The organism is Mesorhizobium sp. WSM1497, assembly GCF_001672455.2.
GTDB classification, from domain to species: Bacteria; Pseudomonadota; Alphaproteobacteria; order Rhizobiales; family Rhizobiaceae; genus Mesorhizobium; species Mesorhizobium ciceri.
The window spans coordinates 6,056,510-6,082,291 of record NZ_CP021070.1 but is presented as its reverse complement, the minus strand read 5'-3'; the positions used below and the strand labels follow the sequence as shown (position 1 = coordinate 6,082,291).

Sequence of the window (25,782 nt, the reverse complement as noted above, 5' to 3'; positions counted from 1 at the left end):
TCAACTCCGCGTCCAGACCCTGCGCATCGTCCACCTGTCGGCGGCGCCCCAGCCATATTTGTAGGCCTCCTGGCCGCGCAGGAAATCGAACTCGCGCGCATCTTCGCGGATCGACTCCACGATTGCGTGGCCAATCAGGATCGCGCCCGGGCTCTCCTCGGCATAAGCAGGGTCGAACCCACCCAGATAAGCGTAGGCACGGCCGCGGTGGTGAAATCCGTAATAGGCACCGATGGTCCTGTCATCGATCGCGAGCAGCCAGCATCGCACCAGACCATGAGCATCGAGCAAGGGAAGCGAGAGCCGATGGAATTGCTCGACGGCGGGGTTGGCCAACATACCCCCTCCGTGTTCGGCCCATCGCACATTGTGCAGGCGGATCAATTGATCGAGGAAGGTTTGCGGACTGCCGCATGCCGATGACAGCGCAATCCCGCCGCATCTTGATGCGGCCTGGCGCGCCCGACGCAACTGGCGTCTGCGTCTTGCGGGGACGCAGCCTGCCAGCGTTTCGTCGCCGGCGATGGCGAGCACGGGGCAGGCGGCATGGGCGGTCGGCCGATCCATCTCGGGATGCTTCATCGCAAGGGCGACGCTGTCCTGCGGCAAGTCCGACAAGATCCATTGCGCCCACCCGATCGAGAAGATCGACTCGGTGATAATGCCGACAACCTCGGCTTCGATACCAGGGACAGCCAGGATGTCCAGATAGTCGCTGAGCGAAATGCCGACCGGAAGCAGCTTCGAACCGGCCGTCCCGTGCTCGAGATAGAGCGGCGCCAGCCCGACTAGATCGCCGCCGCGCCAGACCGCGACTGTCGCCAGTTCACCGGGTGCGAATGCGTGCCACCATGGCACCAGCCAGGCGGGAGATTGAAACGGCGTCGCCGAGGGACTCTGCTGCCACAGTTTCCACCAGTGCGGCGTCAAGGCGTCGAACTGCGCGGGGTCACCGATGATTTCGCAGCGCAGCACCGCTTTGCTCACGGCGTCGCAGCCAAGCGCCGGCGACCAGTGCCAAGCTGTGCCAGCGCCTGATAGGCATCCATGTAAGACGAGATCATCCGTTCCAGCGAAAATCGCCGTCGCGCTTCGGCCCTGCATGTCTCGGCATCCAAGCTGGGCGCCGCAAGAATGGCTTGGGCCATCTCGTCGACCGTGTCGACGAGAAAGCCCGTTCTGCCGTGCTCTATGACGTCGGGAAGCGCACCATTTGGAAAGGCGACTACCGGGGTCCCGCAGGCGAGGGCCTCCATGGCCACAAGCGAGCTGGTCTCGGCTGCGAGGCTCGGAATGACCAGACAGCGCGCTGCGTTGAGAAAGCGTCGCTTGGCGGTGAAGCCGAGCGGACCAAGGAAGCGGCGGCGGCCATCGAGGCGAGATTGGACCTCGTCGCGAAAGTACCGCGTATGTGTTTCGTAGGGATAGACCTTACCGCCGACGACCAGCGGAACGCCTGCTAGTTTGGCTGCATCGAGCGCCAGGTGAATGCCCTTCTCCGGGCAAACCCGGCTCAGAACCAGGGCAAAGTCGCGCTTCGGCTGCGGCAGGTTCAGTGCTTGGATGTCGACGCCGTTCGGAATCGGTGCCGTCAGCCTGGCGCCTGATGGCGCGGTTTTCTGCTGGCTGGGCGAGACCGCATGAAGCCAGAGGTCGCCACGCGTCGGGCGCAATGCCGCGGCCGGATACCAATCCAACGGCAGGTGGAGGGTCACCAAGGTCGGACCATCGTCGGGCAGATAAGCGTCGAAATCGATGCCGTGCAGATGAACCACATCGATGGGCCATCGGGCGCGGGCAGCGGCGATCGCTTTGCGATGGGCCTCTTGCGCGCGGCGCTTCGCCGCCTCGTCGAGCATGCCGTTTTCGGCCGGTATTTCCACAAGCGTGCCGCTCGTACTGGAGCCACGGCAAGCAATGACGATAGATCGATGGCCGGCGTGAACCAACGCCCAATCGAGCATCGACAGAACCTGTTCGGCACCGCCGACAGCGTCGGGTCCGACGGGCGCGAGAGGGTAGGCGACATTGAGGACGGTGAGTGTCGCGGCCGGTTGCGTCCCGGTGCCCTGCGCCGCATTCCCACCTGTCAGTGGTGTTGCGCAGTCCGGCATCTGATGCATGGGCAGCATGACGATTTCACGCGGCCGAGGCCCGCCGCGTGGGGAGCGAGGCGGATGTCATGCCAGGCGCATAGCGGCGGATCATGGTTGAGCAGAATTCCGCGAACTCCTCCGGCACCAGTGGCGGGCTGGTGTGGTGGGGCATCATTCCGCGATGCTGAGGTGTGAAGCAGAAGGTGACCGTCACGTCAAAATCGGCGAGTGCTTCCATCTGCCGGTCGAACCAGTCCAGCGCATTCGGCCGAAAACTGTCCGCCCAGGAAAGCCCGGTACGCATATTGGTGACACCCAGCCGCTTCATCCAGGCGACAGCGTCGTCCAGCCGCGGATCTTCGAAATGAAACCACTGCACCAGTCCCATTGCGGGTGTATAGCGCAGGAATTCCTCCAGCGCGGGCTTTGGCGTGCCGTCCTGGCGCAGCAGCCCCATATGGAAATGACGGTAATAAGAGGAGCCTTCGGCTTCGCGGTGACGCGTCGTTGCTTCCCATTCACGCGGAAGATCGTAGAGGCTGTACCACTGGACGCGTGGTGCATTGCCGAGCAGCAATTCAGCTGTTCGCTTGAGCCCCCAGACCTGGATTTCCTCGGCGCCGAAGGTCGATACGCCGACTTCGCTGACCCAGATGGGAAGGTCGGTGACGGTCGCGATCTCGCCGATCTTCTGCGGCCATTCCTGGATTTGCCACAGGTTCCAGTCGAGCGGAAAGCCGTGCACGGCGACGGCGTCGACATGATCCAGCACGCCGAATTCCTTCATGCGGGTGATGAATCCCGGGTCTATCGGCGAGATGCCACCGAGCACTTTGGTCAAAGCCGGGTTTTCAGATGCGATTGCGTCCGCCGCTAGGATTGCCATCCTGGCGAAGCGGCTCCAGTCGGGGTCGAGCTCGGGATCCCAATGCGATTTGTTGTTGGGCTCGTTCCAGATCATCGCGGCTTCAATCATGGCGCTGTCCTTTCGAGGGGTAGACGGGACCGCCACTGGCCGGGTCGCCTGCGGCCCGGCAGAAATAGACCTCCTGCTCAGGGTGCAGAACGATCTCGAAACCGGCGCTGCGCAGCATCGCTTCGGTGCAGGCTCGATTGGGTATCCACCAGTTGGTCGGGTCGTCGGCATAGCGGTGCTCGATGAAATGGAGCTTGGGAAATTCCGGCCGGTCGAACAGGTCATGCGTCCAGAAATGATAGTTCTCTTCCATCTCGGGAAGATCGGTGCTGCCGCGCTGCATGGACTGGAAGATCATCAGATCACCGGCGACATGCTCACGGATAAGGTCGAGCGCAAGCAACGGGTGGCGCAAGTGATAAAGCACCCCCATGAACAGCACGATATCGAATGTTTCGCGCAGGGCGCCGACGTCGTAGACCGACAGTTTCTGGAATTCGATCTCGCAATTGGCGATCTCGGCGGCAAAGCGGGCCTGCGCCAGATAAGCCTCATCGAAATCAATGCCGAGGACACGGGCAGCACCTCGCCGTTTCATCTCGATGGAATAGAAGCCGGCATTGCAGCCGATATCCAACACCGTCTTGCCTGTCAGATCCGCGGGAATGGCCTCGGCGAATTTGCGCCATTTGATCAGCGGGTAATTGCCGAGAAAATGGTTGGGAGCGGTTTCGACACCGGCCAGTTCCATGTTGTGGAACCATGGGCCGAGAGCATCGATACGGCGGCGGATTTCGGCATGGGAATGCAGCATGGTCAGGCTCCTTCGCCGGGAACGACAGGCACATGCGGGTGTGCTCCACCCACAAGCATGGCGGTTTGGCGTTGTTCGGATGCGACGCCCTCTTCGAGCAGCCGAAGAGCCGTGCGATAGCCGTTGAAGGTGCCGACATCGACGTAGGAGACTCCGGCCCTGACACCGTAGGCTTCACCGCCGGCAGCCAGATAGGCATTGATCAGGGTGCCGATATATTCGTCACGCCGGTCCCGTTCACGCCAGAGTGCAGCGAGTTGGTGCAAGATCCGGCCCGGCATCTTGAACGCCCCCCAGATCCAGTTCGTGGCAGCGTCTTGCCGCTTGACCTGAATTTCTTTCACCCGATCTCCCTCGTCGAGAACCACGGCATCGAAAAATTCCGGGCGGTCCACCGGGAAGAGCAGAAACGATAGGGAACTATCCGGCAGGCAGGAGAAGCCGTCCTCGGGGAACCAGATCGTATCGGGCAAACCAATCAAAACCGTCTCGTCGGGCGCGACGAGAGGCGCTGCCCGAAAAATCGCATCGCAAAGTCCAACAGGGTTGGGCTGCACCACGAACAGAGCGGCAGCGTCACCATAGCCGGCGGCGTAATATTCGAGAATGTCGGATTTGCCCGATCCGATGATGAAACAGATCTTGTCGACGCCGGCGCGCACCATCCGCCGCACCAGGTACTCGCTCACCGCGCAGGGACGCTCCGTCTGTCCATCGATCCGACTGCCTACCGGCAGCAGCTCTTTCGAGAAGCCGAGCGGTTGAATGCGGCTGCCGCGCCCGGCAGCGGGCACAATGCCCAACATCAGACTGCTTCCATCATCGGTTCGCGGGGAGATCTTTGAAAGGCGTCGTTTAGAATGTGGTCCAGCTCCGCCGCGCGCCGGGCAGAAGTGTGTTCGTCCAGAACCCGTTCGCGCGCACGGGTTTTGATGGCATCGAGTTCATCTGCCGGCAAGGCGAGCGCCGCGACCACGTCATCGGTGTCGTGGGCCAGCAGGATCTCGCTGCCGGGTTCGAAGAAGCTGCTCAGGCCAGGCCAGGTGTCGGTTATGATCGGCACCCCGCATGCCGCCGCTTCGAACAACCGGCCCGAAGGACACCAGCCTTTTTGCACCATCGCCTCGCGGGTGACATTCAGCGTCAGTCGGGAGGATGAGAAAAACGCCGGATGATCGGCCGGTGGCAGATGCCTGACGAAGAAGATGTTGTCGCCCCACGGGAATTCCTGCGGATACTGTGCGCCGCCGATGATGAAGCGTTGATCCGGTAGACGCGCGGCGGTGCGGACCAGAAGCTTTTCGACGCCGGCCTGGCGATCCGCCGCGTAGGTCCCGAGATAGGACAGATCACCGGCGAATTCGGCCCGCTTCTCTGCCGGCCGGTGTTGGTCGGGATCGACGTGCCCATAGAGCGGCACCACATGGCGCGCACCCAGAACCGTCTTCAGCGCGTCGACCGCCGAGCCGCCGGTGTAACTCAGGACGAGGTCGAAATCGGCAAGACCCTCAGGGCCGAAATAGGGTGGACGCTCACCTTGTTCGATGCGGGCAAGCGTGACCGGCGTGTCCAGATCGTAGAACACACGCAGTCCGCGGCCTGCCTGCTGCGCCAGCCGCGAGGCGTCCACGGCGTCGGGACAATAAGAGGTGACGATAACGACATCCGATTGCTTGACTGTTTGCTCCGCGACCCGGCGGATGTCCTCCCAGTCCGGGTAGAGCACGACGTTGCCGCCGTCCAGGCGATCAAGATCGCGCGCTCCGGCATAGTAGGGTGTGTCGCGTTCGAAGAAGGTAACGGACCAGCCGCGCCGGGCGAGGGCTCGGATCAGTCCCCTCCATAAGGTGGCATGGCCGTTGCCCCATGAAGACGTGACGGTAAGACCGAAAATGACCATCTGCATCCGGCAAATCCTCGTCAGGCAACTTCGTTCAATCGGATCAGCTTCGCCCCCCAGTCCCCCGACACGATCGTCGTGATCGAAGCGGGATCGATGTCGAAGCGAAAGCAGTCGCCGGCCGGCAAGCCAAGGACCTTGCAGACGGCGGCCTTGATCACATCGGCGTGGCTGACGAGGGCGACACACTGATTCGGATGCTGCTCGTGGACAGCATTCATCACCGCGACGACGCGCTGCTGGACATCGTGCATGGTCTCGCCACTCGGTGTCCTTGCCACTTGCCGCTGATCATTCCAGGCTCGCCAGCTGGCGTCGCCATTCAGCTCATCGAAAGTCTTTCCCGACCAGTCGCCGAAGTCGATCTCGTCAAGTTCGGCGCAGATCGCGATTTCTCCGACACCGCAGGCGAGCGCAACTGGCAGCGCCGTCTCTCGGGTACGCTCGCGCGGGCTGCACAAGATCGCGACGATGGGCTCCCGGGCCATGCGGCAGCCAAGCTGCGTTGCCTGCGCCTTACCGGCATCGCCGAGGCAAACGCCGTCCATACGGCCTGCCAGATAGGAGCCGACATTTTCGTGTGCCGCATGGCGGATCAGAAAGAAGGTCGTCGTCATTCTGCGGCATCGAGCAAAGGCTCGTCCTTGCCTGCGATAAAAGCGAGCGTGCGCTGCCGCGCTTCGGCGTCGGTGAACTGTTCGGGAGGCGACTTCATGAAATAGCTGCAGGGACCGGTCAGCGCGCCGGCTATGCCGCGATCGAGCGCCAGCTTGGCGCAGCGTACCGCATCGATCACCACGCCGGCCGAGTTGGGCGAATCCCAGACCTCCAGCTTGAGCTCGGCATTGAGCGGCACGCCGCCGAAGGTCGTGCCTTCGACCCTTATATAGGCCCACTTGCGATCGGTGAGCCAAGGCACATGGTCGCTCGGGCCGACATGGATGTTGCCCGGCTCCAGGGGAACATCGAACTGGCTGGCCACGGACTGTGTCTTGGAGATTTTCTTCGATTCCAGCCGCTCGCGTTCCAGCATGTTGAGAAAATCGGTGTTGCCGCCGAAATTCAGTTGATAGGTGCGGTCGATGCGTACGCCGCGTTCACGGAAGAGATTGGCTAGCAACCGATGCACGATGGTCGCGCCGACCTGGCTCTTGATGTCGTCGCCGACCAGCGGCAGCCCGCGCTGCTCAAAGCGCCGTCGCCATTCCGGACGTGAGGCGATAAAGACCGGTATGCAATTGACGAAGGCGCAGCCGGCCTCGAGTGCGCATTCGGCATAGAAGCAGGTCGCCTCCTCGGAACCCACCGGCAGGTAGGAAACCAGCACGTCAGCGCTGCTGTCACGCAGGATCTCGGTGACATTGGCAACCGGCTCGGGAGCTTCTTCAATCTCGTCGCGCAAATATTTGCCGATCCCGTCCAGCGTCGGTCCGCGCTCGACGCGAACGCCGGTTGTCATGGCGTCGGCAAAGCGGAACGTGTTGTTGGGGGCGGCGTAGATCGCTTCCGCGACGTCAAGGCCAACCTTGCTCTTGGCGACATCGAATGCGCAGACAATCTCGATGTCGTCGACGTGGTAACCGCCGAGATCGGCATGCATCAGCCCAGGGATTGGTTCGTTGCTTTTAGCGTGACGATAGAACGAGAGGCCCTGCACCAGGGAGGATGCGCAATTGCCGACCCCAACGATACCAACACGAACCTTTTTCGATCCCACGAAACCGCCACCCTATGTTGTTCAAAGGTAAGTTCCTGGCGCCGAACCATCAGCTTGCCGGAATGTTCCTCCACCCATCGAAAAATTACGCGAGACAGCATGGATCGAAGCCGCATCCGATGCGTTCCCGCACGGCAAGCATTGGAAACCGATCGATGATCGTCTACGGCGACCACAAGCGGACGCAGGACGCACAACAACTTCGCGAAGCAGCAGGCGAAATGGCCGTAAGACTTGATCGGATGTCTCATGGCATCCGACGCCATGCTGCATTGGTCGGACTGTTCATCAGCGTGTCGGAGCTGGTTCAGGCGCTTGCCGACCTCGATTTCGGAACCTGCGGCATCGACATTTTTTCGCCACGGCAACAGCAAGGCGCCAGGCTGCTGGTCGGACTTGCGGCAGAGGTAGCGAAGTCGTGGCGAAGCGGTTTCAACGTTGGCGGTGGCATCGATCCGGGACTTCTCAAGCTGCTGGCCGGGCTCGACTGTCAGGCCGAGGTTCTGACCGGCTCCGCCGAGGGTTATGCGCATTATGCGCTTTATCCCGAAAGCTATTTGGACGCGGCGCAGAAGTCGGGGCTCGATGCGAACACATGCGTAATCGGTGTCCGCAGCATTGGCCTTGGGCTCGCAGCTATGGTGGCGGCCTCGATTGGCGCGCCGGCGCCATTCAGCGTTCGTCCGATCGGCCATCCCTTCCACAGGCACATCAACGCCGATCCGCGGTCGATCACCGCCTGGAAGAACAATCCATCGGCGCGTTTCGCCGTTGTCGACGAGGGTCCCGGCCTGTCCGGCAGTTCGATGCATGCCGTTGTCGTTTGGCTGCGTGAACTGGATGTCGATACGGACCGCATTCACCTGTTTCCCAGCCATTCAGGCGGCCCGGGCAGCGAAGCGTCGCCGGAGGCTCGGGAAACGTGGTCGCGCTGTCCGAAACATGTGGCGACGGCGTTTGAATGCACCTTCTCCGAAAGCTCGAAAATTCCCACGCTGCGCGATTGGGTGGCCGAGGCGGTCGGCAGGCCGGAATTAAACCTGACCGAACTATCTGGTGGCGAGTGGCGGGCCGCCCACTATGCCGACGAAGGACGCTGGCCGCCGAGCCCACGCGGTACCGAGCGGCGTAAATTCCTGGCGTCCGCAGGGCGTGACCGCTGGCTCGTCAAATTCGCCGGCCTCGGCGAAACCGGACTCCGCAAGAAACGAGCCGCGGCGATGTTGCATGAAGCCGGGTTCGGATCGCAAGTTGTCGCGCTTTGCCATGGCTTTCTGGTTGAACGGTGGATTGATGGCAGCACGATGGATCAGGCGCCGCTGCCCAGGGAAAAACTGATCGCGGAGCTCACAAACTACCTGACCTGGCGTTCGCTCAATCTTCGAACTTGCGAACCGGGTGCATCATTACTTGCTCTCGCGGAGATGGCTGTTTCCAATGCGTCGGAAGCCTTGGATGAGAAACGCGCAGCGACGTTGCGCGGTTGGCTCTCGAAACGGACCTCCGCGCATGTGCTGCAGCGCGTCGAAATCGACGGAAAGCTTCAACCGTGGGAGTTTCTCGTTCGTGCAGATGGCACGGTGCTCAAGACAGATGCTGTTGACCACTGCCGGGCACATGATTTGATCGGCTGCCAACCGATTGAGTGGGACATTGCCGGCGCCCGCGTCGAGTATGGACTGTCCGACAGCGATGTGAGGACCTTGGTCGAGGGAATGGAACTTGCCATCGACCATGACCACATCGGCTTTTTCGAACCATGCTATTTGGCATTCCAACTCGGGCTCTGGAGCACGGCTGCGCAATCCGAAAACGGTGGGGAAAAAACAAGGCTGGCCGAGATGGCAGACCGATATAGGATGCCGCTGATACGGTTCCTGGACGAATGCCGGATATGATCGTTTCCGATCAGTCCAGCCTTCGCAGCATGTCTGCTTCCTGCTCGAGAATAGTGGCCACTTCCTCGCGCTGCAGATGCGTCATCATCAGGCTGACGCAGCACTCGAGATAGGTAATCGAGGCGCGCCGCAGATAGGCAGCGGTCTCGCGTTCGGCCATCTGGTCGATATCCCTCGAGGGGCGCTTGGGTTGCATGAGGGTGATCCTCCATATCGGGTCCTCCTGCCAAACCACAAGCCTGGGCGGATGTTCCGCACGATCTCGGGAAAGGTTCGGCGCCATCTCGCATCACGCCGGAAGGTTCTGCAGCCCTCCGGGTGCGGGCCTTGCTCTTTTGGCAAAGCCTGTCATCTGATCGCCGATGCGGCTGCCTTCGAGAGCTGCGAAATAATCGATCGTCAGCTTGAGCCCTTCGTTGAGGGGCACCTTCGGCGTCCAGCCGAGCAGCGCTTTTGCACGCGAAATATCGGGCTGCCTGCGCCGAGGATCGTCTTGCGGCAGCGGTAGAAATTTCAGATCCGATTTGGTACCCGTCATCGCCTTCACCAACGCAGCCAGTCGCACGATGGTGAATTCTCCGGGATTGCCCAGATTGACCGGCTTGCCTGGATTGGGATCGATATCCATCAGGCGCCTCAATCCATCGATCTGATCGGAGACATAGCAGAAGGATCGCGTCTGCAAGCCGTCGCCGAAGATCGTCAGGGGACGTTTCTCGAGCGCCTGCATGATCAGGTTCGAGACGATGCGGCCGTCCGCCGGATCCATTCTCGGACCGTAGGTGTTGAAGATGCGCGCGACGCGCACGTCGGCTTTGCCGGCTCTCAGATAGTCGAAGCAAAGCGTTTCGGCGGTACGTTTGCCCTCATCGTAGCAGGCGCGCGGACCGGTGCAGTTCACATGGCCGACATAATCCTCCCTCTGGGGATGCTGTTCCGGATCGCCATACACTTCGCTCGTCGAGGCCTGTAGCAGCCGCGCGTCATATCGGACAGCGAGTTCGAGCAGGTTGAGCGTTCCAATCACGCAGGTTCGCGTGGTGTGGATAGGGTCGGCCTGGTAACGCGGCGGCGAGGCAGCGCATGCCAGGTTGAAGATACGCTCCACGGGCTCGCCGAGATCCAATGGCCGGCAGATATCCTGCTCGATCAACCGGAAACCCGGATGGTCCATGATCGAGATGATGTTCTCCATGCGCCCAGTCAGAAAATTGTCGGCGCAGATCACGCGCCAGCCGTTGCGGAGCAATGCTTCGCAAAGATGCGAACCGAGGAATCCCGCACCGCCGGCAACAAGCACTGCCTTTGCCCTTCGCGCGTTTCGTGTTTGTCGCATCGCCGTTTTCTCCCGTCTGCTGGTCATGCTGCGCTTCCGATGTCGAAATCGAGGGCCGCCGCCCTTGGCTGTGTCAACGCCGCCACGAATTCGCGGGCCCTGGCCGCACCGGTGTGGGATGCGAGGACACGTTCGCGGGCCCGGCGGGCCATGGCGAGGCGTGTGCGCTCGGACTCGCCGAAGAGGATCTCGACGACATCGTCCGTTTCCCCGGCGGTGTGGATCGCGGAAGCGGGAAAGAAGCTGTCGAGCCCTGGCCAGCGATCGCTGATGATGGGCGTGCCGCAAGCCGCCGCTTCGAACAGGCGCACACTGGGCGACCATCCCGCGGCGATCATGGAACTGCGTGTGACGTTCAGCGTGTAGCGCTGACGGTTGTAGAACGCGGCATGATCGGCGGGCGGCAGATGTTCGATACGTTCGACATTGTCCGGCCAGATGATGTCGGATGGGTATTGCGAACCGGCCACGACGAAACGCCGGTCCCGCATATGCCGTGCGGGCTCGAGCAGCAGCGCGTTCAGCGTTGCCTGCCGGTCGGCACTGTAGGTGCCGAGATAGCCGAGATCCCAGCGGATCGGATCGCCGGTCCGGTGGTGCCGTTCCGGGTCGACCGAGCAGTAGAGCGGTTCGGCGCGGCGCGCGCCGAAGTCCTCCACCAGACGGCCAAGCATCGGCCCGCCGGTGAACGAGAAGTAGACGTCGAAGTAAGGAATCTGCCGCCAGCTCAGATAATCGCAATCGTCGGCTGAAAGCTGCGCCACGGTCACCGGCGTGTCGATGTCGTAAAAGCAGAAGCGCCCTTTGCAAAGTGAAGCGACGATGTCGATGACCACGCGCCCTTCCGGCACAAACGAGCCGATGACGACGATGTCGGCCTGCTCCAGGCACCGGGCGTAGTCGCGTTGCAACTCCGCAGTGGTTTCGTAGTAGCGCAAGGCGCAGAAATCCGGATCGCGCAGATCGCGGTGGTTTGCGTACCACGGCACCTCGCGCTCCAGAAAGGTCACGCGGTGGCCGAGTTCGTGCAGACCTTTCAGCAGGCCTCGAAACGTCGTGGCGTGGCCGTTTCCCCAGGACGAGGACAGCGACAGGCCAAGAAAGACGATGTCCAATTGCTTGGTCATTCCGCTGCCTCCACGGTCCCCTGCTCGAAGTGACGTTTGAAGACTGCATCGGCCACCTCCGCCCGCAACGCGTAGGTGTGATCGGCCAGCACGCGGCAAAGTGCGGCCTGGCCGATTGCCTTTGCCCGACTGGAGGTCAGCGAGCACATGATCTCGGCGACATCGCCGCCGTCGCGCGCCACCAGGATCTCCTCGCCTGGTTTCAGGAACAGTTCCACGCCCAGCCACGCATCGGTGATGAGGCAGGCGCCGGCGCCGGCCGCCTCGAAGACACGCGTGGCCGGTGAAAAACCGTTTACGGCCATGCTGTCGCGGCTGATGTTCAGAACCGCCTTGGGTGTGACGTTGAAGGCATTGTGATCGCGGGTGCCGACGTGACCGAGCCAGCCGACATTGGCGGGAAGCGGCTTGTCCCCCCAGCCCGATCCACCGAGCAGAAAACGCTGTTTCGGCAGCTGGCATGCGGGATCGAGGAAAAACGCTTCGACCCGTGCCTCACGATCCGGCAGCCTGTTGCCAAGGAACGCCAGATCGCAAGCGAAACGCGCATTGCTGGTGACCGGATAATGCGTTTGGGGATCGAGCGCATTGTAGATCGGCACGCATTCGTTCGCCCCCATGGCACGGTAGGCCCATACCACGGGGTCGCCGCCTCCATAGGTCAGCACAAGGTCGATTTCTTGCAGGGCGCTATGGAGCGGATGGTCCGGTTCGTCGCGCAACTGGGCAAGGGTTGCCGGAGCGTCCACGTCCCAGAATACCACCAGCGCGTCGCTGCGGGCGTGGTCGAGAACGGCGCGCAGCAGCGCCTCATCCTCGAAACCGACGCCACTCGCCTTGACGACGATGTCGGCGCTGGCGGCACGTGCCGCGACCTGCATCAGCGCGTGCTGGGTCGCTTCATAAACGACGACAGTGCACCAGTCAGGCGCCTCGATGTCGCGATTCTTCTGCCGGTCGTAGACGTCGGGTTCATAGAAGGTGATTTCGTAGCCCAATTGGGAAAGCGCCTTCAGCAACCCGCGATAGTAAGTTGCGGCACCGTTCCAGTAGGACGACAAAAGACTCGATCCGTAGAATGCCATCTTCATGCGGCGGCTTCCTTTGCGGTGGTGTTGTTGATGGTATGTTCGGTCGTGCATGCCGTGAGCACGCGGAACAGCTCGTCAACGCGGTGCTGGCAGGTATGCCGGGAGCGAATGGTCTCGAGGCCCGAAGTCACCAGGGAAGCCGCGAAATCCGCATCGGCCAATACCGCCCGCAAGTGTTGGCGCATCTGAGAGCCGTTCTCCGCAAACAGGAAGTCGACGCCGGGCCTGAACAACTGCTCGACATCGGACCAGGGCGCTGAAATCAGCGGAATGCCGCAGGCGAGCGCCTCGAACATCCGGATCGTCGGAATTCCAGGCAATCCCTCACGATAGGGGCGCCGTGGGATGTGAACGGTGACACGATGCGCGGCGAACGCCTTCGGCACATCGGCATTGGCGATCCATCCATCATAGCGCAGTCCGGCGGCGGCCAGGTCCGCAAGTGCGGGCTTGGGGTAGCGTACGCCGTGAACAGTGGCCTCGAGACCGAGATCGTGTACTGGCTCGATCAGAAATTCCTTGAGTTCGGCAGTCCGCTCATCGTCGCCCCAGTTTCCAATCCAGACCAGATCGGACATGGGATGGATCTCTGGGTGCGGCTTGAACAGGCGATCGTCCGCGGCTTCATGCCAGGTGAAGACGCGCTTGCCCCAGCCGGCGCGCAGATAGCTCTCGCGCAAGGTCTCGCCAAAGGCGAGGACGCCGTCATAGTGCTCCAACCGTAGCGCCGAGATTGCCTCGGTCGCCGATACGGCCCGGTGATGGGTGTCATGAAACAGAAGGATGAAGTTGCCGCCAGCGGCCCGGGCACGGCCGATGCGTGCGACAAGCTCCGGATCCGTCCACTCATGAACGATCACAACGTCGGCCTCGGCGATCCAGGCCTCGTGATCGAACCCGGCATTGTAGGTCACCGGCATCAACTCTGGGAAATCCTTGCGGAAGCGTTCGATGGCGAAGGATCCCTTCTCGGCCAACAGGTTCGAACGGCTCCAGCCGTCGGACGGCTCCAGCGCGACTGCCTGGTGCTGGCGCGCGATCAGATCCCGCATGATACCGCGCAGGAAATGGGCATTGCCGTGGTTCCAGTCGGATACGACCGAGTGGGTGTAGAACAAAAAGCGCATGGTCAACGCCCCGCCATAGCCAGGGCCGCCTTGTCGTAGACGCCTCGCATGGCTGCCGCTTGCCTGGCCAGTGTAAACCGGCGGCTCCGTCGCATCGCTGCCTGGCCGAGCTCTCGCCTGAGTTCGGCATCGCTGGAAAGACGATTGAGGCCGGCAGCGAGGTCGTGCGGATTGCGCGCGTCAAAGAACATCGCAGCCCCGTCCCATAGTTCGCGATAGGTTGCGATGTCGGAAAGCACCAGGGGCGTCGCCGACATGGCAGCTTCCAGCGCGGCCAGACCGAATGGCTCATAGATCGACGGCGACACGAAAATGCCGGCGCGCGCCATCAAGGAGCGCACCTCGTGAGACGGCAGTGCTCCCAGAGGAACAGCATAGCTGAAGCTGGTACGCCCGCCGTTCGGACCGTGCATCGAACCGGCGGCAAAGACGGGCCATCGCGTCAGCGACGCGGCCTGGTCGATCACCGCCGCATTCTTCCCCTCGTCCCACCAGCGGGCAGCGGCGAAGACGAGCGGTTGGCGCTTTTCGGCCTTCGGCACCGGACTGGCACTATTTCCCACCACACTCAGACGCGCGATCGGGCCGTAGCAGGTCTCAAGCATGTCGGCGTGGCTGCGGCTCGGCACGATGACTGCGTCGGCCCGATTGAAGCCACGCCTGTTGCGCTCCTTCTGCCAGGCCCACGCGCCATCCACTGCCTGTTTCCTGACGGCGTGGAACCATGTCGTCACGCAGGAATGGGAGACCGCCACGGCTGGGCACGGCGCATCGAATCCCGCCGCCTGCGTCGGCGCGTTGAAATGGACTAGGTCGATGGCGTGGTCGCGCATGGGCGCAAGCAATTCTCGCGGTAGCGCATCCAGGTCGCCGCCGTTGTGGGTCATCCAATCCGGCGGCGTGTTCAACCAGATCAGCGTGGTGAAAGCCTCTGCCTCCGCAGCCTGCTGCCTCGTCGGCTGGGGACCGAGCCCGGCAAGCACCACGCTGTCGCCGCCGTTCACAAGTTCCCTTGCCAGATCAAGCGCATAGCGCCATACGCCGCCCACGGCATCGACGGTCATCAGGATGCGCCACGAGCGCGGCGTCAGTGTCCGCAACATGTCGCCTCCAGTTCCGCCAGCGGCCGGGGCCGCTTCTCCTGGATGTCACTGAATTTCTGGAAGGATGCGAGATAGTGGTCATGGGCGCGCTCCCAGGCAAGGTCGTCGGGTTCGCCCCAAAGCTCGCGATAGCTGGGCGAACTCGGATACGGATAAAGCGGAACAGGTTCATTGGCCCATACGCCGTGGTCGATCAGGTGGGTTCGCCAGCGCTCGACCAGGGCGGGATCATCCTCGACCACGCCGATCAGATTGGCTTGAACGAATGGAACGTGACGTCTAGCATCGACGAGCAGCGCGGCAAGTTCCTCGGTGCCCAGCCGGCAGCGCTTGGCCAGCATCGCCCGGCCTTCAACCGTCAGGCTTTCGAGCCCTGCTTCAATGGAGACGCAGCCTGCGGCGCCCAGCAATTCCAGCAGCTCGGGCTTCCACAGATCGATGCGGGTCTGCACGCCGAATTTCACATTGCGATCGACCAAGGCTTCCAGCAACGCTTTTTGCGGCAGGAAGATTTCGTCGATGAAGTAGATGTAGCCGACACCTTGGGCAATCAGCCGATCGATCTCCGCGACCACCGCTTCGTGGTTTCGACGGCGATAGGCATCACGGAAATCGATCTTGGCGCAGAAGCTGCAATTGTAGGGACAGCCGCGCGATGCCTCGACTTCCGCGCCGAACCCGACCTGATTGTCATCGAACCTGTGATGGTGGTGCGAATGGGCTGCGATCCAGTCCGCAGGCCATTCGAGGGGTGGATGATCGACAAACGAGCTGGCGTGGACGCCGCCGTTCGAAACCACCCTGGCATCCCGCAGATAAGCGGTTGAGGGCACTGCGCTCCAATCGTCGCGCCGGGCAAGTTGCTCGACGACTTCTTCGCATTCGCCGCGCACGACGATGTCGACGCCGAGCTTGCGCAAGGTTGGCGCCGGCGTGGCCGAGCCGTGCGGCCCGACGGCGACCGTGCGTCCACCGCGCCCGGCGAGAAGGTTGAGGAAATCGGCCGGCACGCGCAATTCCGGCGGTGCGCAGCGCCAGAACAGATAGGTCGGCGCGGTACTGACGACAGTCATTGCCGGGGCGAAATCGGCCACCCGCTCGCAAAGACCGGAATTGTCGAGCTTCTGCAACTGACCATCCAGCATCAGCACCTCATGTCCGGCGGCTTCGAGCAGGGCCTTCGAATAGCCGAGTTCCAGCGGCAGATGTGGTTGGCGGCAGCCGAAATAGATGCTGTCGTCGTAGGTCCAGAATGGGTTTACCAGAGCGATTTTCATGCGACGTACCTCACGGCTTCGGGGTGAGGCTCGAGCCGGTGGCGCTGCAGCCAGTCGGCTAGGTCGCGGACGCCTTCGCGCCATGAAACCTGGGCCATCCAGCCAAGCGCGGTTTTGATCTTGCGGGTGTCGGCGACGAAGAAGGGCTGGTCGCCGGTGCGTTCGCCATCATGGCGGATTGAAAGCTCATGGCCGGTCAGGCCACGGATCTCGCTCAACAGCGTGCGCAGGCTGAGCGCATTTTCCGGGCCGCCGCCAAGATTGAATGCCTGGCCTTTGGTCGTCTCGATGTGGTCGAGTACGGCCCTGTAGGCGGCGACGGCATCGGAAACATGTAGGATATCGCGCACTTGCCTGCCGTCACCGTAAATGGTGATGGGGCGTCCCGTCAGCGCGCTGAGCAGGAAGTGCGCGACCCAGCCCTGGTCCTCGGTTCCGAACTGGCGCGGTCCATAGATGCAGCTCATCCGCAGCACCGCCGTCGGCATGCCGTAGGATTTGGCGTAGTCGAGCACATACTGGTCCGCCGCGCCCTTGGAGCAACCGTAGGGCGTGCAGAAGTCCAGGCCCCGAGCCTCATCGATGCCGTTCGCCTGGATGACGCTGTCGCAAGGCACATAGCGGTCGCCGTCCTCGCGGACCGCGACGTCGGGCAGGCTGCCATAGACCTTGTTGGTGCTGGCGAAGACAACAGGAATACACTCACCGCTCAGTCGCGCCGCCTCCAGTACGTTGAATGTTCCGCGAAGGTTGATGTCGAAATCCTCGCCCGGCTGGACCAGGCTTGTGGTGACGGCGGTTTGCGCGGCCAGATGGAAAATTGCCTTTGAACCCGTCAGAGCCGGCGCCAAGGCGTTGGCGTCCCGCACGTCGATGGTCTCCACCGTGAGGCGACTGGCGTGTTTTTGCGCCAGCCATTCAAGGTTCTGCTGGACGCCCGGACGGCTGAGATTGTCGATCACCAGCACCGGTTCGCCATCCGACAACAGGCTGTCGGCGAGGTTCGATCCTATGAAGCCGCTGCCGCCGACGATGGCGACCGGCGCGTCGCTTCGATTGCGTGTGTTCATGACACCAGCCCGCGTTCTTCGAGCTCGCGTTTCATGTCGGCGCCGCGGTCGACGGCGGACGTGTTACGCACCCAGGAAACGAAATCGCCGAGCGAATTCTCCAGTTGCCGCACCGGCTCGAAACCGAGCAGCTCACGGGCCTTGGAAATATCGGCGAAGCAGTTGCGGATATCGCCGGAGCGCGCTTTGCCGAGCAGTTCGGGCGAGCGGTTCGGTGTCCCCATGGCCTCGGCCAGCAATCGTGCGACTTCGCTGATCGCGTAGGCTCGGCCGCTGCCGATGTTGATGACATGACCCTTTGCCTGGCGTTGCTGCAGTGCAAGGCGAAAGGCGCGGGCGACGTCATGCACATGGACGAAATCGCGCTTCTGTTCGCCATCCTCGAAGATCATTGGCCGTTGGCCGTTGGCGAGACGCGAAGCGAAGTTGGCCAGCACGCCGGTATAGGGGTTCGACAATGCCTGGCCGGCGCCGAAGACATTGAACAGGCGCAACGCGACAGCATCGATGCCATAGGCTTCGCCGAAGATCAGCACAGCGCGTTCTTGTGCGTATTTTGTCAGCGCATAGATTGAGGCGAGATCGACCGGCTTTTCTTCGTCCGTCGGCAGCGGCGAGAGGGGGGCTCCCTCTGGCGACAGCGGATTCCATTGCCCGCTTTTGATGTCGCTCGCCTTGCGCCGGGCATTGTCGATGCGCCGGCCGTCTGGCGTTGCATAGAGCCCTTCGCCATAGACGCTCATCGACGAGGCGACGACGATCCGTTCGACCGGGTGCTTGATCAGTGCTTCAAGTAGCGTTGCGGTGCCGAGATCATTGGCGCCGACATAGCGCGCGATCTCGTACATCGATTGTCCGACGCCGACTTCCGCCGCCAGATGAATGACCGCGTCAACACCTTCCAGCGCACTGGCGACCGCCTCCCGGTCTCGGACATCACCTTTGATCAGTTCGGTCCCGGCGGGAAGCGCGACGGCTTCGCCCGCATGCACCTGCTCCAGCAGCGCATCGAGGATGCGAACCGAATAATCCTGCTCGACGAGTTCCTGTGCGACATGCCGGCCGATGAAGCCGCAGCCTCCTGTAACCAATATGCGTTTCACGACGACTCCTCAGACAAGTAACCTCGGCGCCCCGAACTTTTCGGCAAAAGGTTTGTTCCCTTGCTTCAACAAAGTTCCTTTGGCGGACTTCGTTGGGCCGGCATCGCGATCACGGCGCGGTGCTGGAACATTGACGCCCTTGTGCTGTTAGGACGCCCGACAGCCCGCGTGTCCCATGGAGCAACGCCGATCAAAGGAGATTTCAATGTCTCAGTCGCAAACGACCACCGACCACGACGAAATTCGCAAGTGGGCCGAGGAGCGGGACGGCCGGCCGGCAGTGGTGCGCACAAAAGGCGAGGGCGGCATCCTGCGGATCGACTTCGGTGAGCCTGAGGAAGCATTCGAGCCCATCGAATGGGACGAGTTCTTCCGGATATTCGACGAGAACGATCTGGCCTTTCTGTATCAGGCCAAGACTGGGGAGGGGAAAGCCAGCCGTTTCAACAAATTCGTCGAGCGCGATCAGAAGGGCTGATGACGCAAGCCAAGCGGCTGATCTGTACGGCCCAGTTGTCGAGATGTGGTCAACAATGACGGCCCCGCGGCTTAGCACTTCAGCCTGAGAGGGAGGGTAAAATTAATGCATCAGGTTTGCGCCGCGGGTTTTCGCCATCTCTCGCATGATGCCGTTGAGCCAGTTTTCAGTGGATTGACCAGGCTGTCTGCGGTCGACATCCCGGATCGCTTGCTCGAGCGTCCTCTCGACGAGCCGATCCGATGCGTCGACGTCTCCCAGCAAAAGGCGCGCCGCAAGTCGCAGTTTGGGCAAAAGCGCGAAGACGTCGTCGGACGGGTCCGGTCCGGGGGGCGCCCGCCCCGATTCCTGCGGGGGAAAGAGTGCGTTGAACACCGCCTGGCTGCCCGAGGATTTCCGCAGATTGCTGGCATAGCGGAGATGGTCGGGAATGGCGATGTCGTCATCGCCACTGAAGAACACGAAGGGGACACCCCGGCGCATCAACTCATCGGCGATTGGAAACACGCGTCGGCCATTGAGATTGACGTCGAGGATTGCAGCTTCGGCCGTCCCGGTGTGTTTGGAAGCCTGTTCGACGGTTGCAGCGGGACCAAGGATTATGGCGCCCATATTGCTGAAAAACCGCGCAAGATCTCCCGCCATCGTCCATTCGTCTTCAACTATCAGAATATGCAGCCCCCGCAGGTCGCGCACGTCGTCATCCTTTCTTGCAACGGAGGTTAGAATGCAGAGGATTTGCTTTCCGAATTCTGTCATCCAAGGCCGCCTGCAACCGCTTCGCAAGCATCAGCATGCGATCCGGGACGGGCCCCGCATCGGAATCTGCTAGCGATCCAGGCGCCCCTGACACCACTGGCGCTCGGAGTTTTATGTCAGCAGAGCGTTTCGTCATTGAACCACCATTGATATCGGGTTCAACGTCATCCCTGACGTCTTGTTCCATACCTCTTGCGCGCTATATGGTTGTGTCCTGTTCGATCCGGCCTTGAGGAGACTTCATGTCGGGTCGGCGAAAGGGGGACATGCCGTGACTGCCCGATCGACTAGATTTCCCATCGTTGGCATCGGCGCGTCCGCGGGTGGCATTCCCGCGATGGAAGGCTTGTTCAAAGGCGTTACCAGCCAGCCCGGCATGGCGTTCATCATCATCACGCATCTCAGCCCGAAGCGAGAAAGTCTGTTGCATGAAGTTGTCAGCCGCTACACCGAGATGCCTGTCGTTGTGGCCGAGGATGGCATAGCTGTTGTACCTGACCACGTCTACGTGATGCCACAAAACGTCACTCTGGCGATCGCCAACGGTGTGCTGCGCCTGCGGCGGCCCAACGGGCTTACCCAAGAGCGCAAACCCGTCGACATCTTCTTTAGTGCGCTCGCTGAAGACCAGGGCGAATATGCCGTGGGCGTCATTCTGTCGGGCGGTGATTCCGATGGAACGCTGGGCGCCAAGGCGATCAAGGAGCGGGGTGGCCTCACTGTCGCGCAAGCGCACGACGGCTACGGGCCGCGCAATCCCGATATGCCACAGAGCGCTATTGCCAGCGGGCTCGTCGACGTCGCTGTGCCCGCCGAGGAGATCGGGGCGAAGCTGGAGGCTTTCGCCCGCGGCTTCGACACGCTGGAAGGGCTGGCGGAAGAAGATGGCGACGATACGGCCGACATCGATAAGGTGCGAGAACAGATATACGCCATTCTGCGCAGCCACTCCGGCCACGACTTCTCGGGCTACAAGACCAAGACATTTCTGCGCCGCGTGAAGCGACGCATGCAGATCGCCCAGGTCCATTCCATCAGCGCCTATATAGACTGGCTGAAGAAAGATGCTCGCGAGGTGATGAACCTTTTTCGCGATCTGCTGATCAATGTCACCAACTTCTTTCGCGACCCCGATGCCTTCGAGTTGCTCGAGCGAAAGATCATACCGCAGTTGTTCGAAGGCAAGACCGCCAGCGACACCGTCAGGGTCTGGGTTCCCGGATGCGCCACGGGCGAGGAGGTGTTCTCTATCGGCATCCTGCTGCGCGAACACATGGAGAAGCTTACGGTCGTTCCGCGCGTCCAGATATTTGCCACCGACATCGACGAGCCTGCGCTGGCGGTGGCCCGGGCGGCACGCTATCCCGAAGCCTTGCTGCAAGGGCTTTCACCCGAACGCCGACAGCGGTTCTTCAACGGCGACGGAGAGAGCTATGTCATTAGCAACGAGATACGGGAACTGTGCATCTTCTCGCCGCACAGCGTCATTCGCGATCCGCCTTTCTCGCGCATGGATCTGGTCTCCTGCCGCAATCTGCTGATCTATTTCGGCCCGAGCATCCAGAGCCGTGTCATCCCTGTCTTTCACTATGCATTGAAGCCCGGCGGTTACCTGTTCCTCGGCACCTCCGAAAGCGTTGGGCAGCACGACAATCTGTTTGCCACTGTCGACAAGAAACATCGTCTCTTCCAGGCGCGCGAGCATGCCTCGCCGCATATCAGGCTGCCCGCCTTGATCGGTGAGAGCCGTTCCGGCGTCTTTCCCTCTGAAAGCGCCGGCTTAAGGAAGGGAGCCGCCGGTTATCCGCTGCGCCAGGCTGTCGAGGCGCAGGTGCTGGAGCGCTTCGCTCCGCCGCATGTCCTGGTCAACGCCGAGGGCGATGTCGTCTATTATTCGGCCAGGACCGGCAGATATCTCGAAGCGCCGCAAGGGATTCCCAGCCGGCAGTTGCTGACGATGGCTAGGCGTGGGCTGCGACTGGACCTCCGCGCCGCGTTGCGGGAAGCGACGACGACGCGCCGCACAGTGGTGCGGGAAAACCTCATCGTAGAGGAAGACGACGAACGGGTCCAGCCGATCAAGCTCACGATCGAACCGCTCACCGAACGTGGCAATGGCGAGCCGCTTTATCTCGTCCTGTTCGAACCGTCGGGGCCGACCCAGGCCCGCTCAGAGGAAGACGGCGGCGGCCGTGACAGTGACAGCACCGCCGATCTCGAGCGGGAGCTGCGCGACACCAGGGAGCGCCTGCAATCGACGATCGAGGAATACGAGACCGCGCTGGAGGAGGTCAAATCGTCGAACGAGGAACTCGTCTCCGTCAATGAGGAGGCGCAGTCCACCAATGAGGAACTCGAAGCCTCGAAGGAGGAGATGCAGTCGCTCAACGAGGAGCTCAACACGATCAACGCCGAGTTGACGGCCAAGATAGAGGAGCTCGACCACGTCAACGGCGATCTGCGCAACCTGTTCGAAAGCACCGACATCGCGACCATTTTCCTCGACCGCAGCCTTGTGGTCCGTACCTTCACGCCGGCGGCGTCATCCTTCTTCAGCCTGCGTCCCTCCGATGTCGGCCGGCCGCTGACGGATCTGTCTAGCCAGCTCGACTACCCCGAGCTGAAGCAGCACATCGACAAGGTTTTCGAGACAGGCGAGATCCTGAATCACCATCTGGCACGCGATGCCAGGGGCCTGTTCCACATGGTCCGCATCAATCCCTATCGCGACAAGGGCAACAGGATCCAGGGCGTGGTGGTGACACTTGTCGATGTCACCACTCTGGCACAGGCGGAAGAGCATCAGCAGGTGCTCATCTCTGAACTCAACCACCGGGTCAAGAATATGCTTGCGGTGATCGCCAGCATTGCAAGCCGCACGCGGGAAAGTTCTGATACGAAGGAGGAGTTCGCGGATGCGCTGATCGGTCGCCTGCATGCCATGTCGCGGGCCTACGGCCTGCTGACCCGGGAGAGATGGAAGGAAGCCTCGGTCAGGGAACTGCTCCAGCAGGAGCTCGAACCATTCGGCATCGAGCGGATCGAACTCGATGGCGAGGATGTCAAACTAGGTCCGCAACAGGGGCTTTCCCTCAGCATGGCCATTCATGAACTGGCCACCAACGCGGCCAAGTACGGCGCTTTGTCAAAAACCGACGGCAAGGTCAGTGTGCAATGGTCGATCGAGGAGGACAGTTTCACATTTGGCTGGCGCGAAAAGGACGGCCCTGTTGTCAAGGCGCCCTTGGACAATGGTTTTGGCCTGACACTGCTGCAGGGAGAAATTGGTTACAGGCTCGGCGGCCATGTCGAGACCGCGTTCCACAAGGACGGCCTCAGCGTCCAGATCGCGTTTCCAGCAAACCACAAGGAGGCGCCGTGAGCGACGACAGGCCGCGCGTTCTGGTGGTCGAGGACGAATGGCTGATCGCCGAAGACGTCGCGTCTCGCCTGCGTGCGGCGGGTTATCCCGTGATCGGCCCGGTCTCGTCGGTCGCCGCGGCTCGTCAACTTATCGATGCAGGCAAAGTCGACGTGGCGCTGCTCGACATTCAATTGAACGGTGAAACGAGTCTGCCCGTAGCCGAAACATTGCTGGCTCGCGGCGTCCCCTTCGCCTTCATGACCGGATTTGGGCCGCGTGATGTTCCCCAACCCTTCCGAAGCTGCAAATTCGTGCCAAAGCCGGCAGGCGACGCTGCCCTTCTCAACACCCTGGCCGACCTGGCATTGCTTCGTCCCGACACGCACTCGTCGTGATTTCAACAGGCGGTTTCGATCAGTCCAGGGGCTTGTCCGTCGGCCGAGGCGGGGTGCTCGCCTGACGCGGCCGCCCGGCGTTGTGATTGGCAACCGGATTGTCAAGCGGCGCGGTCGACGGCCGGGATGTGCCTGCGGTTTTCGGCGTCTCCGGCTTGCCACCGGCATCCGTGTCACTGGCGTCCCGTCTCGGGTGCGGCAGACCATCGGCGTTCGGAGACCGGACGCTGGGTTTCGATGTGGAACTCTCATTGCTCATGGCAGCACCTTTCTTTGCATCGGGTGGGGCACGGTAGTCCCGCCGCTGTGAAGTCTGCAGGTCAAACCGTCGCCGCGATCGAAGGTTCCAGGTGCCAACGGGTCCATTGCGATCCACGGCCGCCGACTTACTCAGGGCAGACCTGGTGCGAGAGCCCGACACCTCAACCATGCGGCCGCATCACCACCTTGATGCAGCCATCCTGCTTGTCACGGAACGTCTTGTAGAGATCCGGCCCGGCTCCGAGATCCGCCCGGTGCGTGATCACGAAGGAGGGATCGATGTCGCCCTTCTGGACTATGTCCAGGAGCGGTTCGAGGTAACGCTGAGTATGGGTCTGACCCATCCGGAAGGTCAGGCCCTTGTTCATGGCGGCGCCGAACGGAATATGATCGACGAGACCGATATAGACGCCGGGCACCGAGATGGTGCCGCCTTTGCGGCAGGAGTAGATTGCTTCGCGCAGTACATGCGGCCTGTCGGTGCCGAGGTAGACGGCGGCCTTGACCTTGTCGAGCATGGCGTCGGCACTGGCGCCGGGATCCGACTCGGTACCGACACAGTCGATGCAGCGATCAGGACCGCGGCCATCGGTCATCGCCATCAAGGCGTCGTAAATATCGGAGTTGCTGAAGTCGAGCGTCTCGGCCTTGCCGTGCTCGCGAGCCATCGCCAGCCGCTCCGGCACCTTGTCTATGGCAATAACGCGGCCGGCGCCGAGCATCCATGCGCTTTGGATGGCGAACTGGCCGACCGGACCGCAGCCCCAGATAGCGACGGTATCGCCTGGCTCGATGCCGGCATTTTCAGCCGCCATGTAGCCAGTCGGGAAGATGTCTGAGAGGAACAGCACCTGTTCGTCGTCCATTCCTTCGGGCACCTTTATCGGACCGACATCGGCGAAAGGGACTCGCAGATATTCGGCTTGCCCTCCCCAATAGCCGCCGACCAGATGCGAATAGCCGAACAGGCCCGCCGGGGATTGTCCCATCACTTCGGCGGCCTGTTTGGCATTGGGATTGGACCTGTCGCAAAGCGAGAACAGCCCCTTCTGGCAAAACCAGCATTCGCCGCATGAGATGTTGAACGGCACCACGATGCGGTCACCCTTCCTGAATTTCGAATGGCCGCGGCCGACTTCCACGACCTCGCCCATGGTCTCGTGTCCAAGCACGTCGCCCGATTCCATGGTCGGCATATATCCGTTCATCAGATGCAGGTCCGAGCCGCATATGGCGCAGCAGATGACCTTGATGATGACGTCGCGATCATCCTCTATAGCGGGATCAGCCACCTGGTCGCATCGGATGTCGCCTTTGCCGTGCCATGTGAGCGCTTTCATGAGGTTGCTCCTTGTTGGAAGAAGGTTGGAAGGCAAATCGTGTAAAAGGCACCGTCTGAGCGTCTGCAGCAATCCGTCGATATACAGGTCAACACATAGGAGTTGCTGCCGTGATGCCCGATTGTTCAGTCTTTGGATGCGGAACCCGGCTCGGCCATCTTGCGGTGCTGTTCAGCCAGCGTGCCTGCCGGCATCACATGCGCCGCGGCGACCTGCAGCTTGTTCTCCAACTGCTGATGACTTGTTCCTCGCCGGCCATCTCGCCTCGTAACCGGCTATGACTACATCGGTGGGATTGTCCTTCTCATCGGTGCCGACCTTGCCCTCACCACGGCCAACTTTTCATTCGTCATAACGTCCTCCGAATTTCGCTTCGGCCGAACCACCATCGAGGCTGATTGTTCCGTACGGATAGGATTGAATGGGCGGCTTTATGCCGGCCATGAAAAGCGATTTTGTTCTGGGCACATTCGACTGTGAACAACTCATGATGGCGGTGGAACAACTCAAGTTTGTGCGAGTTCGGTAGCCGTGCAGCGTCATCGCTCCCCTTGTTTGATGCTGCACGGTCGGGTTCCCTCAGCCTGATCAGCCCGCGCGCCCTCGCGGC

Annotated in this window: 23 protein-coding genes; 4 read left to right on the top strand and 19 right to left on the bottom strand. The window is 61.7% G+C overall.

Annotated features, from left to right (window positions below; all coding sequences use genetic code 11):
• The 8 genes from A9K65_RS29780 to A9K65_RS29745 are packed head-to-tail and all read right to left on the bottom strand — an operon-like array spanning window position 1 to window position 7,443.
• The gene (locus A9K65_RS29780) at window positions 1-987 is read right to left on the bottom strand and encodes a GNAT family N-acetyltransferase (RefSeq protein ID WP_064993464.1); all 987 of its coding nucleotides are present in this window, start codon (window positions 985-987) and stop codon (window positions 1-3) included.
• A complete protein-coding gene (locus A9K65_RS29775) occupies window positions 984-2,114 on the bottom strand; it encodes a glycosyltransferase (RefSeq protein ID WP_348629611.1) in 1,131 nt (376 codons plus the stop codon). The genes A9K65_RS29780 and A9K65_RS29775 overlap by 4 nt, the downstream gene beginning before the upstream one ends.
• A 25-nt stretch (window positions 2,115-2,139) precedes the next feature.
• Complete coding sequence (locus tag A9K65_RS29770) at window positions 2,140-3,072, bottom strand: beta-xylosidase (RefSeq protein ID WP_027164026.1); 933 nt, start codon at window positions 3,070-3,072, stop codon at window positions 2,140-2,142.
• Window positions 3,065-3,826, bottom strand: coding sequence for a TIGR04290 family methyltransferase (locus tag A9K65_RS29765; protein ID WP_013533206.1), 762 nt, complete (start codon window positions 3,824-3,826; stop codon window positions 3,065-3,067). The genes A9K65_RS29770 and A9K65_RS29765 overlap by 8 nt, the downstream gene beginning before the upstream one ends.
• Before the next feature lie 2 nt (window positions 3,827-3,828).
• Window positions 3,829-4,632, bottom strand: coding sequence for a sugar phosphate nucleotidyltransferase (locus A9K65_RS29760; protein ID WP_024502357.1), 804 nt, complete (start codon window positions 4,630-4,632; stop codon window positions 3,829-3,831).
• Window positions 4,632-5,732, bottom strand: coding sequence for a glycosyltransferase (locus tag A9K65_RS29755; RefSeq protein ID WP_063170150.1), 1,101 nt, complete (start codon window positions 5,730-5,732; stop codon window positions 4,632-4,634). The genes A9K65_RS29760 and A9K65_RS29755 overlap by 1 nt, the downstream gene beginning before the upstream one ends.
• Before the next feature lie 14 nt (window positions 5,733-5,746).
• Complete coding sequence (locus A9K65_RS29750; RefSeq protein ID WP_013533203.1) at window positions 5,747-6,343, bottom strand: histidine phosphatase family protein; 597 nt, start codon at window positions 6,341-6,343, stop codon at window positions 5,747-5,749.
• A complete protein-coding gene (locus A9K65_RS29745) occupies window positions 6,340-7,443 on the bottom strand; it encodes a myo-inositol-1-phosphate synthase (RefSeq protein ID WP_013533202.1) in 1,104 nt (367 codons plus the stop codon). The genes A9K65_RS29750 and A9K65_RS29745 overlap by 4 nt, the downstream gene beginning before the upstream one ends.
• Before the next feature lie 155 nt (window positions 7,444-7,598).
• On the opposite strand from A9K65_RS29745, the gene A9K65_RS29740 reads away from it, so the two are divergent.
• Complete coding sequence (locus A9K65_RS29740; protein ID WP_064993469.1) at window positions 7,599-9,341, top strand: hypothetical protein; 1,743 nt, start codon at window positions 7,599-7,601, stop codon at window positions 9,339-9,341.
• A 10-nt stretch (window positions 9,342-9,351) separates the two neighbouring features.
• Here A9K65_RS29740 and A9K65_RS29735 read toward each other — a convergent pair whose 3' ends face one another.
• The 9 genes from A9K65_RS29735 to A9K65_RS29695 form a co-directional block, all read right to left on the bottom strand.
• On the bottom strand, window positions 9,352-9,537 hold the full coding sequence (locus tag A9K65_RS29735) for a hypothetical protein (RefSeq protein ID WP_013533200.1): 186 nt from the start codon (window positions 9,535-9,537) through the stop codon (window positions 9,352-9,354).
• Window positions 9,538-9,630: 93 nt separating this feature from the next.
• Complete coding sequence (locus A9K65_RS29730; RefSeq protein ID WP_064993470.1) at window positions 9,631-10,677, bottom strand: UDP-glucuronic acid decarboxylase family protein; 1,047 nt, start codon at window positions 10,675-10,677, stop codon at window positions 9,631-9,633.
• Between the two features lie 23 nt (window positions 10,678-10,700).
• Entirely contained in the window at window positions 10,701-11,804 is a 1,104-nt protein-coding gene (locus tag A9K65_RS29725; RefSeq protein WP_024502362.1) for a glycosyltransferase, read from the bottom strand.
• Window positions 11,801-12,895 (bottom strand): glycosyltransferase, encoded by a 1,095-nt coding sequence (locus A9K65_RS29720; RefSeq protein WP_027164021.1) that lies wholly within the window; start codon window positions 12,893-12,895, stop codon window positions 11,801-11,803. The genes A9K65_RS29725 and A9K65_RS29720 overlap by 4 nt, the downstream gene beginning before the upstream one ends.
• Window positions 12,892-14,022 (bottom strand): glycosyltransferase, encoded by a 1,131-nt coding sequence (locus A9K65_RS29715; RefSeq protein ID WP_024502363.1) that lies wholly within the window; start codon window positions 14,020-14,022, stop codon window positions 12,892-12,894. Before A9K65_RS29715 ends, A9K65_RS29720 begins: the two co-directional genes overlap by 4 nt.
• Window positions 14,023-14,024: 2 nt before the next feature.
• Entirely contained in the window at window positions 14,025-15,125 is a 1,101-nt protein-coding gene (locus tag A9K65_RS29710) for a glycosyltransferase family 4 protein (RefSeq protein ID WP_063170155.1), read from the bottom strand.
• Window positions 15,110-16,402 (bottom strand): TIGR04295 family B12-binding domain-containing radical SAM protein, encoded by a 1,293-nt coding sequence (locus A9K65_RS29705; RefSeq protein WP_063170156.1) that lies wholly within the window; start codon window positions 16,400-16,402, stop codon window positions 15,110-15,112. The genes A9K65_RS29710 and A9K65_RS29705 overlap by 16 nt, the downstream gene beginning before the upstream one ends.
• Entirely contained in the window at window positions 16,399-17,472 is a 1,074-nt protein-coding gene (locus A9K65_RS29700) for an NAD-dependent epimerase/dehydratase family protein (RefSeq protein WP_063170157.1), read from the bottom strand. Before A9K65_RS29700 ends, A9K65_RS29705 begins: the two co-directional genes overlap by 4 nt.
• Entirely contained in the window at window positions 17,469-18,575 is a 1,107-nt protein-coding gene (locus A9K65_RS29695) for an SDR family NAD(P)-dependent oxidoreductase (RefSeq protein ID WP_024502367.1), read from the bottom strand. Before A9K65_RS29695 ends, A9K65_RS29700 begins: the two co-directional genes overlap by 4 nt.
• Before the next feature lie 205 nt (window positions 18,576-18,780).
• Here A9K65_RS29695 and A9K65_RS29690 point away from each other — a divergent pair, with 205 nt between their 5' ends.
• Window positions 18,781-19,053, top strand: a complete 273-nt coding sequence (locus tag A9K65_RS29690) for a hypothetical protein (RefSeq protein ID WP_063170158.1) — start codon at window positions 18,781-18,783, stop codon at window positions 19,051-19,053.
• 102 nt (window positions 19,054-19,155) lie between these two features.
• On the opposite strand, the gene A9K65_RS29685 is transcribed toward A9K65_RS29690, so the two are convergent.
• Entirely contained in the window at window positions 19,156-19,812 is a 657-nt protein-coding gene (locus A9K65_RS29685) for a response regulator (RefSeq protein ID WP_082826656.1), read from the bottom strand.
• A gap of 271 nt (window positions 19,813-20,083) precedes the next feature.
• Between A9K65_RS29685 and A9K65_RS29680 the strand changes: the two genes are divergently transcribed.
• Together A9K65_RS29680 and A9K65_RS29675 are read left to right on the top strand one after the other, a co-directional pair.
• Window positions 20,084-23,194: a CheR family methyltransferase gene (locus A9K65_RS29680; RefSeq protein ID WP_064993465.1), complete on the top strand. Its 3,111-nt coding sequence runs from the start codon at window positions 20,084-20,086 to the stop codon at window positions 23,192-23,194.
• Complete coding sequence (locus A9K65_RS29675) at window positions 23,191-23,571, top strand: response regulator (protein ID WP_063170160.1); 381 nt, start codon at window positions 23,191-23,193, stop codon at window positions 23,569-23,571. Before A9K65_RS29680 ends, A9K65_RS29675 begins: the two co-directional genes overlap by 4 nt.
• A gap of 422 nt (window positions 23,572-23,993) precedes the next feature.
• Here the strand turns inward: A9K65_RS29675 and A9K65_RS29670 are convergent, their stop codons facing one another.
• Entirely contained in the window at window positions 23,994-25,172 is a 1,179-nt protein-coding gene (locus A9K65_RS29670) for a zinc-dependent alcohol dehydrogenase (protein ID WP_063170161.1), read from the bottom strand.
• Window positions 25,173-25,782 lie beyond the last annotated feature (610 nt).